The following is an 11841-nucleotide window of genomic DNA, read 5'->3' on the forward strand; positions in this document are numbered from 1 at the left end:
CCTCAATGGGCTCGGATCTCACATATTCTCGCCGCCCGTGACTCCAAGGGCCTCCGGGTCGAAGGCGATGCTCTTGATGATGGCGTGAACCGCAAGGCCAGGCTTCAGGCCGAGTTCCTCCACGGATTTCCGGGTCACGCGGGCCACGACAGGATCGCCGCCGCAATCGAGCTGCACATCCACGCTCGCTCCCTCCGCGTCGTCGATGGAGGAAATGAATCCCGGCAGGACGTTCAAGGCGCTCAGGCCTTCGGGGGCTTTCAGCGACAGGATGATGTCGCGGGCGCGCAGACGCACGCGCAGGCTTGTGCCGATGGGATGCGGGAGGCGCGGGACGCTTAAACGACCGGCTCTCGCCTGCAGCACGGTCAGGTCGTACGTCTCATCATGCCTCGACACCTGTGCCTCGATCAACGCGCCGGCCTCCGTGAGACCGCTCTGCGCGAAGTAATTTGTGTGCCGCAGGACTTCCACCGCCGGACCGGAGGCCATCACCTGCCCGTCTGAGAGAACCACGACAGAGGTTGCCAGTCGCGCGATCTCGGCCACGGAATGGCTGACGAGAACGATAGGAACGCCGCCCTCATCGCGCAGGCGTTCGATATAAGGATAGATCTCGCTTTTGCGCGCCTCGTCGAGGGAAGCCAGCGGCTCGTCCATCAGCAGAAGCTGCGGATCGGCCAGCAGCGCACGGCCGATGGCCACACGCTGCTTCTCGCCGCCCGACAGGGTCGACGGGCGGCGGTCGAGCAGATGGCCGATACCAAGAAGATCCACTAGGTGATCGAAGTTCGCTGTCCGCGCGTCTTTCGGTGTGAACCAGCGGCCGAAGAGCAGGTTGTGCCGCACGTTGAGATGCGGAAAGAGCCGCCCCTCCTGGAACACATAGCCGATGCGCCGTCTGTGTTTGGGCACGACGATGTTTTTCTTCGTGTCCATAAGCACCCGGCCCTGCACCACGATGTGAGCGTGATCCGGCCGCACGAGACCACTGACGGCATTCACGATGGTCGTCTTGCCGGAGCCTGATGGGCCGAAGAGTGCGGTGAGCCTCCCGTCGGATTGGAAACGTGCCTCAAGCGCAAAGCCGCCCTGCCGGTGACGGATGTCGACATCGAGGATCATCAGGCATGAACCCTGCGGCGCACGCGCCGGGCCAGCCATTCGGAGAGCCACAACGCGCCGATGGAAATGACGATCGATACAAGCGTGAGCCGCATCGCACCGCCCTCGCCTCCTGGCACCTGAGTATAGGCATAGATCGCCGAGGGAATGGTCTGCGTTTCGCCGGGAATGCTCGACACGAAGGTGATCGTTGCGCCGAACTCGCCCATGGCCTTGGCAAAGGACAGCACCATGCCGGCGATGATGCCGGGGAGGATCAGCGGCAGCGTCACCACGCCGAACACCCAGGCAGGATGTGCCCCGAGGGTGCCCGCCGCATCTTCAAGTTTGCGGTCGACAGCCGCGATGGACAACCGGATGGCGCGCACCAGAAGCGGAAAGCCCATAATGGCGCAGGCGAGTGCAGCACCCGTCCAGCGAAACGAGAACACGATGCCGAACTGCTCGGCGAGAAACACCCCGATGGGCCCGCGGCGACCGAAGCCGATGAGCAGGAACCAGCCGACCACGACGGGCGGCAGGACAAGTGGCAGATGCACGAGTACGTCGAGAGCCTGCCGCCCCCAGAAGCGCCCGCGCTCCAGCAGAAACGCGATGGCGATGCCGGGGATGAGGCTTGCCGCCATGGCCACGAAGGCGACCTTCAGGCTGAGGCGAACGGCCGTCCACTCTTCCGGAGAAAGTCCCTCCATCAGGAGCCCGATCCCGCCTTGTCCAAGACCGTAAACCCCTGCTTCTCAAAGAAGGGTTTGGCCTTGTCCGAACGCAGGAAACTCAGAAGCGATGCGGCGTCGGGATTATTCGAGTCTTTCGTCAAGGTCACCGGATAGACGATGGGCGGATGGCTGCCCTCAGGGAATGTCGCGACAATATCTACGTTCGGATCGGATGCGGCATCGGTCTTGTAGACGATCCCCAGCGGTGCCTCACCGCGGGAGACGAGAAGAAGCGCGGCGCGCACGTTCTCCGTCTGAGCGATCCTATCCTTCACGCCTGCCCATGCGCCGAGATGCTCGAGCGCAGCTTTCCCGTATTTGCCGGCCGGCACTGCATCCACATGGCCCATGGCCAAGCGGTTGCTGCCGAGGACCGAGGCGAGGTCGAGACCGGCTTTAAGCTCGACCTGCACCGTAGAGCCCTTCGGCGCTATAATCACGAGTGAATTGCCCAGGAGGCTGATGCGGCTTTCAGGCTTTATCAGCCCTTTCGAACTGGCATAGACCATCCAATCAAGATCGGCGGAAAAGAACAGGTCGGCCGGGGCTCCTGCCTCGATCTGCTTGGCCAGAGCATTGCTCGCTGCATAGGATGCCACGACCCGCTTGCCGCTTTCGCGCATCCAGGCGGCGCTCGCCTCGTCGAGAGCATTCTTCAGGCTGGCGGCCGCGAAGACCAGGACATCCTTGGCTTGAGCGGAGGCAACGCCGAACGGCACGAAACATGCAAGACCAAGCCCCAGCACAAGCCCTCTGGTGAAGCCGCCCAATGCACAGCGCGCCGGATGCATGTCTGTCTCCATCGGACCTTTCGGTCCATGATGGAGCCATCCTAGCCAAGTGGGCTTGGTCTTCAAGCCGGGCGACGCCGGGGAGACGGCTTCTTCACCAGGGATCGGACCAGCCGGTAGCCGAGCAGCATGGCGACGATGGCCGCATAGACTAGGGGCTCGGTCGGCCACGACTTCACCACGAGGATGTAGTGCAGCACCGCGCCGACGGCCGCCACGTAGACGAGCTTATGCAGCTTGGCCCAGGCCTGCCCGCCCATGCGCCGGATTGCGGCATTGTTGGAGGTGACGGCCAGGGGCACGAGGATGACGAACGTCGCCATGCCGATGGTGATGTAGGGCCGCTTGACGATGTCGGCCACGATGGCCGCTATGTCGAGTCCCTGGTCGAGCACCAAGTAAGTGATGAGATGCAAGGCGGCATAATAGAACGCCAGCAGCCCGATGGCGCGGCGGTAGCGCAGCAGGTTGATGCTGAAGAGTTGCCGCAGCGGCGTGATCGCCAACGTTGCGATGAGGAAGCGCAAGGCCCAGAGGCCGAGCGCCTGCTCAAGATAGCGCATGGGATCGGCGCCGAGTTGATCCATGACCCCGGCATAGAACAGCCACACGGCCGGGATGAAGCCGACGATGTAGACGAGGATCTTCGGCACCTGAGGCAGGGTGAAGCCCTTGGCCGCTGGCGCGGAGGCTCTTCCGGCCATCAGTAGAGCTTCCGCAGGTCCATGCCGGTGTAGAGGCTCGCCACCTGCTCGGCATAGCCGTTGAACATCAGGGTCGGGCGGCGCTTCACGAACAGACCGCCCTCGCCGATGCGCCGCTCGGTGGCCTGGCTCCAGCGCGGATGGTCCACGCCCGGGTTCACGTTGGCGTAGAAGCCGTATTCGCTCGGTGCCTGCTTGTTCCAGGAGGTTGCCGGCTGCTTCTCGACGAAGCTGATGCGGGTGATCGACTTGATGCCCTTGAAGCCGTATTTCCACGGCACCACGAGGCGGATGGGCGCTCCGTTCTGGTTCGGCAGGGTCTCGCCGTAGAGTCCGACCGCCATGATAGTGAGCGGGTTCATGGCCTCGTCCAGGCGCAGGCCCTCCACATAGGGCCATTCGAGCACCGGAAAGACGGAGTCCATTCCCGGCATCTCTTCGGGCCGATAGGCCGTCTCGAAGGCCACGTATTTCGCGCTGCCGAGAGGCTCCACGCGCTTGATGAGATCCGCCAGCGGGAAGCCGACCCAGGGGATGACCATGGACCAGCCCTCGACGCAGCGCATGCGGTAGATGCGCTCCTCGAGCGCCGAGGCCTTGATCAGGTCCTCAATGGCGAACTCGGCAGGCTTGCCCACCATGCCGTCGACCTTGACCGTCCAGGGCGACGTCTTGAGCGACTTGGCCTTGGCGGCGGGATCGTCCTTGCCGGTGCCGAATTCGTAGAAATTGTTGTAGCTCGTCACGTCCTCGCGGCTCGTCAGCTTCTCGTCCGTCGAGAAGGGGCTCTTGGCCGCTGACAGTGGCGCAGCAGCGAGTCCTCCCGGCAGGGACGCCGCAAAAGCAAGGCCGGCGGCGCCGGTCATCCATTGGCGGCGATTGAGGTAGACCTCCCGGGGGGTGATCTCGGAGGGCAGAATATCGGACGGGCGGCGGATCAGCACGGCATTACCTCGGTTCAAACCCATTGTGGATGGGTACACCCGAGAACGCCAGAGGTGCTCTCACGTTTCCGTTACAAACTTGCCTGATGGGTCCTCAGGATGCTGCCCGAACAAACTTTCTCGTGATCTCGCGCGGATTGGTGATCGCCGTGCCCACCACCACCGCATGGGCTCCGCGCTTGAAAGCCTCCGCGACGAGGTCCGGCGTGTCGAAGCGCCCCTCCGCCACAATCGGAGCCGGGATCTCGGCGACGAGCATCGACAGGAGGTCGAGGTCGGGCCCCTCGGTTCTGGTCGAAGCCGTCTCTTCCGTGTAGCCGGAGAGTGTTGTGGCGATGTAAGTGGCACCGGCCGCGTGGGCGGCCCGGCCCTCCTCCAGCGTGGCGATATCGGCAAAGATCTCGCGGCCGAGTTCGGCGCGAATACGCCGGATCAGCCGCTCCACCGGCTCTCCATCGCGCGGGCGCGGGGTGGCATCGAGGCCGATGATGTCGGCTCCTGCCCTGGCGATTTCTGCAGCCTGAGCGAAGCCGGGCGTGATGTAGACCGGCAAGCGCTCGTCCCAGACCTTCGCGATGCCGATGATCGGGAGCGCAGTCACGGCGCGGATCGCCGCAATGTCCTCTGCCCCGTTGGCGCGGATGCCCCTGGCGCCGCCCTGCTCCGCCGCCTGCGCCATGGCGGCCATGTGGACTGAGCCATGGAGCGGGTTGTCGGCGCGGGCCTGGCAGGAGACGACGAGCGCGCCTTTCGGGATGAGCATGCTACTTCACCGCGCCGGCGGTCATGCCCTGAATAAACTGGCGCGAGAGGGCGATGTAGAGGAGCGTGATGGGGGCGGCCGCGATGGTGAGGCCGGCGAACAGCATGCCCCAATCGGTGGTGTATTCGCCCATGAAGGTGGTGAGCCCCTGCGGCAGGGTCTTGCGCGCATCGGTCTGAATGAAGACGAGCGGGAAGAAGAAGTCGTTCCAGATCGGCACCGCGTTCTGGATCGCCGCAATGGCCATGGGCGGACGCGCCAGCGGCAGCATCACCGACCACATGATGCGCGGCTCGGAGGCGCCGTCGATGCGGGCCGCATCCTCCAACTCAGACGGCAGCGTGCGCAGGAAGCCCGCCATGATGAAGACGGCAGACGGCAGCCCGATGGCCGTGTAGGTGACGATGAGGCTCCAGCGGCTGTCGAGGAGGCCGAGATCCCGCAGCAGGATGAAGAGCGGGATGACCGCGAGCTTCAGAGGCAGCATGAGGCCTGCCAGGAAGAACAGCAGGATGAAGGTGTTGGTGCGCGACTCATAGCGCGCCACCGCATAGCCCGCCATGGTGCCGAGCACGAGGATGAGGAGAACCGAGGTGCCCGTCACCAGGATCGAATTCATGAAATAGGTCGGCATCGCGGTTTCGCCGAGCACCTTGGCGAAGTTTCCGACCTGCGTGAAGTCGGGCAGCGCGAAGGGATGCTCGAAGATCTCGCCCGTGGTCTTGAAGGCGGAGAGCACCATCACCACGACCGGATAGAGCATGATGAAGGAATTGGCGATCAGGATGACCTGCGCCAGCAGCGCGAAGGAGATCGGCTGGCGCGAGGCGGGCGCCTGAGATGTGAGGGCGGTCAAAACTGGATCTCCCGACGGCGCAGCCACAGGGTCAGCATGGACGCGAAGACGACGATGAAGAGGAACAGGAGCGTGGCGAGCGCGGAGCCCATGCCGAAGTTCTGGATGCTGGCGCTCTGGTTGCCGAAGGCCGTGCGGTAGAACACGAGACCCAGCACGTCCGTGGTGCCGAAGGGCGAGCCGTCGAGGCCCACCATGACATAGGGAATTTCGAACCAGTTGAACGCGCCGATGAAGAGCAGCGTGAACAGGATGGTGGTGCTCGGCGCCACCAGGGGCCACACGATGTTCTTCAACAGCTGCCACTCGCTGGTGCCGTCGAGCCGCGCCGCCTCGATGATCTCGGGCGGGATGCGCTGCATCCCGGCGAGATAGACCAGCGTCGGGAAGCCCACGAAGTGCCAGGCATTGGCCAGGATGAGCGCGCCGAGCGCCGTCGAGGAATCGCCGAGCCACGGCTTGGCTAAAGAATCGAGACCGAGCGAATAAAGCGCCTGATTGATGATGCCGAAATTCGGGTTGAGGAACAGCTTCCAGAGGAAGCCCACGATGATGGTCGACAGCACCACCGGGACGAACACCGCGATCCGGTGGAAGCGGAAGCCGAAGGGCTCCTTGTAGAGCAGCCAGGCGAGGAGGAACCCGCCGCCGTTCTGTATGATCATCAGCGCGACGAGCGCATAGACGTTGTGCAGGAAGGCGTTCCACACCACGGGCGCCATGGTGGCGCCGAACAGCACTTCCTTGAAGTTCTTCAGGCCCACGAACTCGCCGCGCGCCAGCCCCTGCCAGTCGTAGAAGGCATAGGCGAAGGCCGACAGGATGGGATAGACCACGAAGAGCGACATGAACACGATGGGCGGGACGACGAGAAACGCCACCCATAATTGCCGCTTCAGCGACGGGGCCTGTTTGCGCGAGACGAGCATTCACTCAAAACCTTAAGTTCAACGTTCCAACAAACACCACCCTCATCCTCAGGAGCAGCCTTCAGGCTGCGTCTCGAAGGAGCCTCCAGCGAGCACTGGAGACGCCCTCGTGCCCGGACATAGTCCGGGACTTCGAGACGGACCTGACGGTCCTCCTCAGGATGAGGGCTTTTGGGCACGTTTGTCAGAACTCAAGAGGCGGCGAGCCCGATAGCCCGCCGCCCCTGTGTCACAAGCTTACTTCTGGAACGGCTTGTAGTAGGTCGCGATGCCCTTGTTGATCTCGGCCGCGGCCTGCTCCGGAGTCTGCTGGCCGGCGAGCATCTTCTGCACGTTCGACTGCAGCAGCACCGAGCCGCTCGGCTCCTGATAGCGGAAGCGCACGAGCATCAGGTAGGACATGGAGTTCTCCGCGAGCTTCGCCACCTCCTGGGTGATCGCATCCTCGATCTTGATGCCCTTGATCGGCGACAGGTTCTTGAGCGTATTGGTGAAGGCCGTGCCGTATTCCGGCGTGGCGAGGTAGCGCACGAACTTGAGCGCCGCGTCCTTCTTCTCGGTCTTGGCGTTCACCGCATAGCCACCGTCGTAGTATGTGGCGATCAGGTGCTGATCGCCCGACTTCATGACGGGAGCCGGGAACACGCCGAGGTCGAGGGTCGGGTTCTGGTTCTTGAAGTTTGCCACCTCGTAGGAGCCGCCCGCGAACATGGCCGCGCGGCCGGCAACGAAGAGCTGCTGCGAGGACGGATAGTCGACACCGGTGAAGTTCGGCGAGAAGTACTGGCTGACATCCTTCAGCTTGGTGAGCGCGCCCACGAAGCGCGGATCGGTGAAGTTCGCCTTGCCGGCGACGATGTCGGCCTCGAACTGCTTGCCGAGCATGGACGACAGCAGACCGCCGACGATGGTCTCGTTCTGCCAGGCGGTGGCCGTGCCGTTGGCGAACGGCGTGATGTTCTTGGCCTTCAGGGCCTGGGCGAGCGTCATCAGCTCGTCCCAGGTCTTCGGCGGGTTCACGCCGTTATCCTTGAAGATCTTCTTGTTGTAGACCACGAGCTGCGCCTGCATGGCGAAGGGAACGGCATAGACCTTGCCGTCGGCGCGCAGGGTCTCGGCGGCGAGCGATGCCTCAGGGAAGTTTGCCAGCTCCGGCACGTTCTGCTGGTCGAGGGCGAGCAGGTAGCCCGGGGTCGCAATCGTCTCCAGATTGCCGTAGGCGCGCACCTGGATCACATCCGGGCCGCGGCCGGCGGCGAGCGCCGTGGAGAGGATCGTCTGGTAGTTTTCAGGCGCATAGGTCTCGAACTTGACCGTGATGCCGGGGTTCTTCTCCTGAAACTTCTTGATCGTGTCCTGGTAGAAAGCCTTATCCTCTTGGCGCCAGCTCCAGAAGGTCAGTTCGGTCTGCTGCGCCATGGCGGCAGTGCCAGAGAGCAGGAGGCTGCCGGCGGCAGCGCCCATCAGAATGCGTCGGGTCAGTTTCATTGTCGTTTCCCTCACTGTTGAAGTCCTTGTCCTCCCACCGCAGGGCCTGTCCTTTGAGCAAGCCCTGCGGAACGCGTTCAGCGCGATCGCTCGGCTGCAATGACGAGAAAGGTCGCGTCGTCGTGGGTTTTAACACGAGGATAGGCGCCTGCCATGAGGTCGCCCCGCTCCCTGTCCCGCAATTCCTGCATCAGGTCCGGTCCTTTTGCCTGGGCAAGCCGGTGGTAGAGTTCGCCGTCTGAATAGGCCCCGAACACATCCACGAGCCGCATGAAACCATCGGTGGCGAGCACGATGGGTGCGCCCGGCTGCACCTGCGCCTCGAACCGCAGCTCCTCGCCGGCCCAGGGCCGACGCGGGCTCACCACCCAATAGCCGTCCGGTTGGTTGAGCCGGGTGCGGTTCTCGCGGATCTGGCGCCTGACGGCTTCGGGGATCTTCCCCGGCTCGTGTTCCCTGGCGCCGAGAGCCGCCATCGTCTTGCGCTCGAAAGGCTTTGCCCGCTCGTCGCTCCAGCGGACGATGCCATGCTCCGACGGAACGAGGGCTATCACATCGCCGAGGAAGCGTCCCTGGAGCGCGAGGAGCCCGCCCTCTCCCGGGATGACTTCGATCAGGCCGAGACACGCAGAGGGCGTATGATGGTCGCTGACATCCGGCACATGCGCGGTCTCTTGCCCGAAGGCCGATCGAACATCGGCCTCCAGCCGCTGAAGCAGTCCATCGGCGGCTTCCGCTTCGGACAGGGCTGCCAGTCGCTCGTCCATGAAGTCGGCGAGCCAGGCGGCGTCGCTGCCCCCGGAGGTCAGCTGCTCTTCGGAGAGACCAGTGGCTCCATCGATGATCCAAGCGAAACGGCCGCGCAGACCGGCCCCGTCCTCGTTAAAGCGGGAGCCAGTCAGGGAAAGCCGGTCGAGTGACCGGAAGCAGACAGTGGAGCCAGTCGCGTTCACAGCTTAACTGGTCTCATATTGGTTGCCTCATGTCCATACTGGTCTCAAAGGCCGTTCACACCCTTCCTGAAGGGCCGGAAAGGCTTACCCAGGGTCGGTTTGATCGAATTCCGGGCTTGAGCGTTAGTCACTTGGATCCCATTGCAGCGGCAAAGGATGAGCCATGGTCACCCTGGAGATAGCCGGCAAGGCGGTTGCCGTGACGAATGCCGACGAGGAGCAGGCTCGCGAACTCTTTCTCAGCGAGAGCTTTAAAGATGACCTAAAGTCGTTTAAGAGCGAGGGCCGCTCCCTCTGGGACGGCTCAGCTGCCTTGACGACACGGCCCGCATCGGAAGACGAAATCGATGCCTTCTATGAGGCCCTGGACGAAGAGGACGAGGTCGACGAAGACGGCGAAGACGATGATGACGGCCTCGATATCGATGTCGTGTTCCTGGTGTCCATCGACGAAATTGACGACGCCGCTGCCTCCGGCTGATCATCCTTACCGGAGCCCTTGAGGGCTCCTCTTGAAACGGTCCAGCCCATTCTCATGCCTTTCCCCAAGTCCAATCCCAGCCTCGACCGCGCCCTGGCCGACAAAGGCTACAACGACCCGACCCCCGTCCAGGCCGCCGTGCTGCAGCCGGAGGCTGTCGATCGGGATCTCCTCGTGTCCGCCCAGACGGGCTCCGGCAAGACGGTTGCCTACGGCCTCGCCATGGCGTCGACCCTGCTGGGCGACGCCGAGCGCTTCGAGGCGCCCCGCGAACCGCTTGCCCTGATCATCGCCCCCACCCGTGAGCTCGCCCTCCAGGTCAACCGGGAGCTGATCTGGCTCTATGGCCCGGCCGGAGCCCGCGTCGCCTCCTGCGTCGGCGGCATGGATGTGCGCCGAGAGCAGCGGGCGCTCGCCGATGGCTGCCATATCGTGGTCGGCACCCCGGGCCGCCTGCGGGACCACCTGGAGCGCGGGCGCCTCGACACCTCGAAGATGCGAGTCGTGGTGCTCGACGAGGCCGACGAGATGCTCGATCTCGGCTTCCGCGAGGATCTGGAGTTCATCCTCGACGCCACGCCGGAGGAGCGCCGCACCCTCCTGTTCTCCGCCACCCTGCCGAAGAACATCGTCGCCCTGGCGCGGCGCTACCAGCACGACGCCCACCGCATCGACACCCTGGTCGAGAACGAGCCCCACGGCGACATCGAGTATCGCGCCCTCAGGATCGCGCCCAACGAGGTCGAGCATGCGGTGGTCAACGTGCTGCGCTTCTACGAGAGCCGCGGCGCCATGGTGTTCTGCCATACCCGCGAGGCCGTGCGGCACCTCCATGCAAGCCTGATCGAGCGCGGCTTCTCGGCCGTGGCGATCTCCGGCGAGCTGACGCAGAACGAGCGCAGCAACGCTCTGCAGTCCCTGCGGGACGGGCGCGCCCGCGTCTGCGTCGCCACCGACGTGGCGGCCCGCGGCATCGACCTGCCGGATCTCGGCCTCGTGATCCATTTCGACCTGCCGAACGATCACGAGACGCTCCTGCACCGCAGCGGCCGCACGGGCCGTGCGGGCCGCAAGGGTACCTGTGTGATGCTCGTGCCCTATACCCGCCGCCGCAAGGCCGAGCGGTTGATCGACATGGCTCGCGTCGATGTCACCTGGGCCGGCGCTCCCTCGGCCGACGAGATCCGCCTGAAGGACCGCGAGCGCCTGATGCAGGACCCGATCTTCGCGGAAGAAGCGACGGACGAAGACATGAGCATGGCGCGCGCGCTTCTCGCCGAGCGCTCGGCCGAGGAGATCGCCAATGCCCTGGTGAAATTCCATCGTGCCCGCCTTCCGGCCCCGGAAGAGATCGTCGATGCGGGAACCGACCGCGAGCCGCGCCAGCGCAAGGACAAGCGCGAGCGGGGCGAGGAGCGCACCCGCGGCTTCAAGGAACGGGATCGTGGCTCGTCGGAGGGCGGTTTCGAGCGCTCGTCCGAGGACATGGTGTGGTTCCGCATGAGCGTCGGGCGCCGCAACAATGCGGATCCCCGCTGGCTCCTGCCGATCATCTGCCGCCTCGGCCACGTGACGAAGAAGGAGATCGGCTCGATCAAGATCTTCGACCGGGAAACGAAGTTCGAGATCGTGAAGTCCCAGGCCTCGAAATTCGCCTCTGCCGTGCGCAAGACCAACGACGAGGACATCAGCATCGAGCCTGCCGATGCAGGGCCCGGCAAGCCGGGATACGGCAAGGCAGGACCCGGCAAGCCGCGCGATGCCAAGCCGCCGCGCGATGCCAAGCCCTGGAGCGGTCCGAAGGGCAATGGACCCAAGAGCCATGGTCCCAGGGAGCGAGACGCTCATCCTGCCCGCAAGGGACCACCAGCCGATAAAGGTCCGAAGGACTTCAAAGGTCCAAAAGATTTCAAGAAGTCGAAGGACAAGAAGCGCTCGACCGACAAGCGCCCCTGATCAGAGCAACAGGCCGGGACATGAACATGTCCCGGCCTGAATTGTTTCACACGCACGAGAGAGTTCTACAGGGGTCCAGCCCAACGGGATTTATCGCGTTGCACCATATCTATTGTGCATTGCAACATACACACC

General features: G+C 64.0%; 12 protein-coding genes. 2 read left to right on the top strand and 10 right to left on the bottom strand.

Going from position 1 to position 11841, the window contains the following annotated elements; all coding sequences use genetic code 11:
* Positions 1-18 precede the first annotated feature (18 nt).
* The 10 genes from modC to IC232_RS07210 form a co-directional block, all read right to left on the bottom strand.
* A complete protein-coding gene (modC, locus tag IC232_RS07165) occupies positions 19-1125 on the bottom strand; it encodes a molybdenum ABC transporter ATP-binding protein (protein ID WP_190844238.1) in 1107 nt (368 codons plus the stop codon).
* Positions 1125-1817, bottom strand: coding sequence for a molybdate ABC transporter permease subunit (gene modB, locus IC232_RS07170; protein WP_190844239.1), 693 nt, complete (start codon positions 1815-1817; stop codon positions 1125-1127). The genes modC and modB overlap by 1 nt, the downstream gene beginning before the upstream one ends.
* Positions 1817-2632: a molybdate ABC transporter substrate-binding protein gene (gene modA, locus IC232_RS07175; protein WP_190844240.1), complete on the bottom strand. Its 816-nt coding sequence runs from the start codon at positions 2630-2632 to the stop codon at positions 1817-1819. Before modA ends, modB begins: the two co-directional genes overlap by 1 nt.
* 62 nt (positions 2633-2694) lie before the next feature.
* The gene (msrQ, locus tag IC232_RS07180; RefSeq protein ID WP_190844241.1) at positions 2695-3336 is read right to left on the bottom strand and encodes a protein-methionine-sulfoxide reductase heme-binding subunit MsrQ; all 642 of its coding nucleotides are present in this window, start codon (positions 3334-3336) and stop codon (positions 2695-2697) included.
* Positions 3336-4280 carry a protein-methionine-sulfoxide reductase catalytic subunit MsrP gene (gene msrP, locus IC232_RS07185; protein WP_190844242.1) on the bottom strand — a complete coding sequence of 315 codons (945 nt, stop codon included), beginning with the start codon at positions 4278-4280 and terminating at the stop codon, positions 3336-3338. The genes msrQ and msrP overlap by 1 nt, the downstream gene beginning before the upstream one ends.
* Before the next feature lie 94 nt (positions 4281-4374).
* A complete protein-coding gene (locus IC232_RS07190; protein ID WP_190844243.1) occupies positions 4375-5043 on the bottom strand; it encodes an N-acetylmannosamine-6-phosphate 2-epimerase in 669 nt (222 codons plus the stop codon).
* A gap of 1 nt (position 5044) precedes the next feature.
* Positions 5045-5899 (bottom strand): carbohydrate ABC transporter permease, encoded by an 855-nt coding sequence (locus IC232_RS07195; RefSeq protein WP_190844244.1) that lies wholly within the window; start codon positions 5897-5899, stop codon positions 5045-5047.
* Positions 5896-6828 carry a carbohydrate ABC transporter permease gene (locus IC232_RS07200; RefSeq protein WP_190844245.1) on the bottom strand — a complete coding sequence of 311 codons (933 nt, stop codon included), beginning with the start codon at positions 6826-6828 and terminating at the stop codon, positions 5896-5898. The genes IC232_RS07195 and IC232_RS07200 overlap by 4 nt, the downstream gene beginning before the upstream one ends.
* A 237-nt stretch (positions 6829-7065) precedes the next feature.
* Positions 7066-8316 (bottom strand): extracellular solute-binding protein, encoded by a 1251-nt coding sequence (locus tag IC232_RS07205; protein WP_190844246.1) that lies wholly within the window; start codon positions 8314-8316, stop codon positions 7066-7068.
* A gap of 77 nt (positions 8317-8393) precedes the next feature.
* A complete protein-coding gene (locus tag IC232_RS07210; RefSeq protein ID WP_190844247.1) occupies positions 8394-9269 on the bottom strand; it encodes a protein phosphatase 2C domain-containing protein in 876 nt (291 codons plus the stop codon).
* Positions 9270-9432: 163 nt separating this feature from the next.
* Between IC232_RS07210 and IC232_RS07215 the strand changes: the two genes are divergently transcribed.
* Positions 9433-9750: a hypothetical protein gene (locus IC232_RS07215; protein WP_190844248.1), complete on the top strand. Its 318-nt coding sequence runs from the start codon at positions 9433-9435 to the stop codon at positions 9748-9750.
* A 54-nt stretch (positions 9751-9804) separates the two neighbouring features.
* Positions 9805-11706 (top strand): DEAD/DEAH box helicase, encoded by a 1902-nt coding sequence (locus IC232_RS07220; protein ID WP_190844348.1) that lies wholly within the window; start codon positions 9805-9807, stop codon positions 11704-11706.
* Positions 11707-11841: the final 135 nt, after the last annotated feature.

The organism is Microvirga sp. (assembly GCF_014699075.1).
In the GTDB taxonomy this organism is placed as follows: Bacteria; Pseudomonadota; Alphaproteobacteria; order Rhizobiales; family Beijerinckiaceae; genus Microvirga.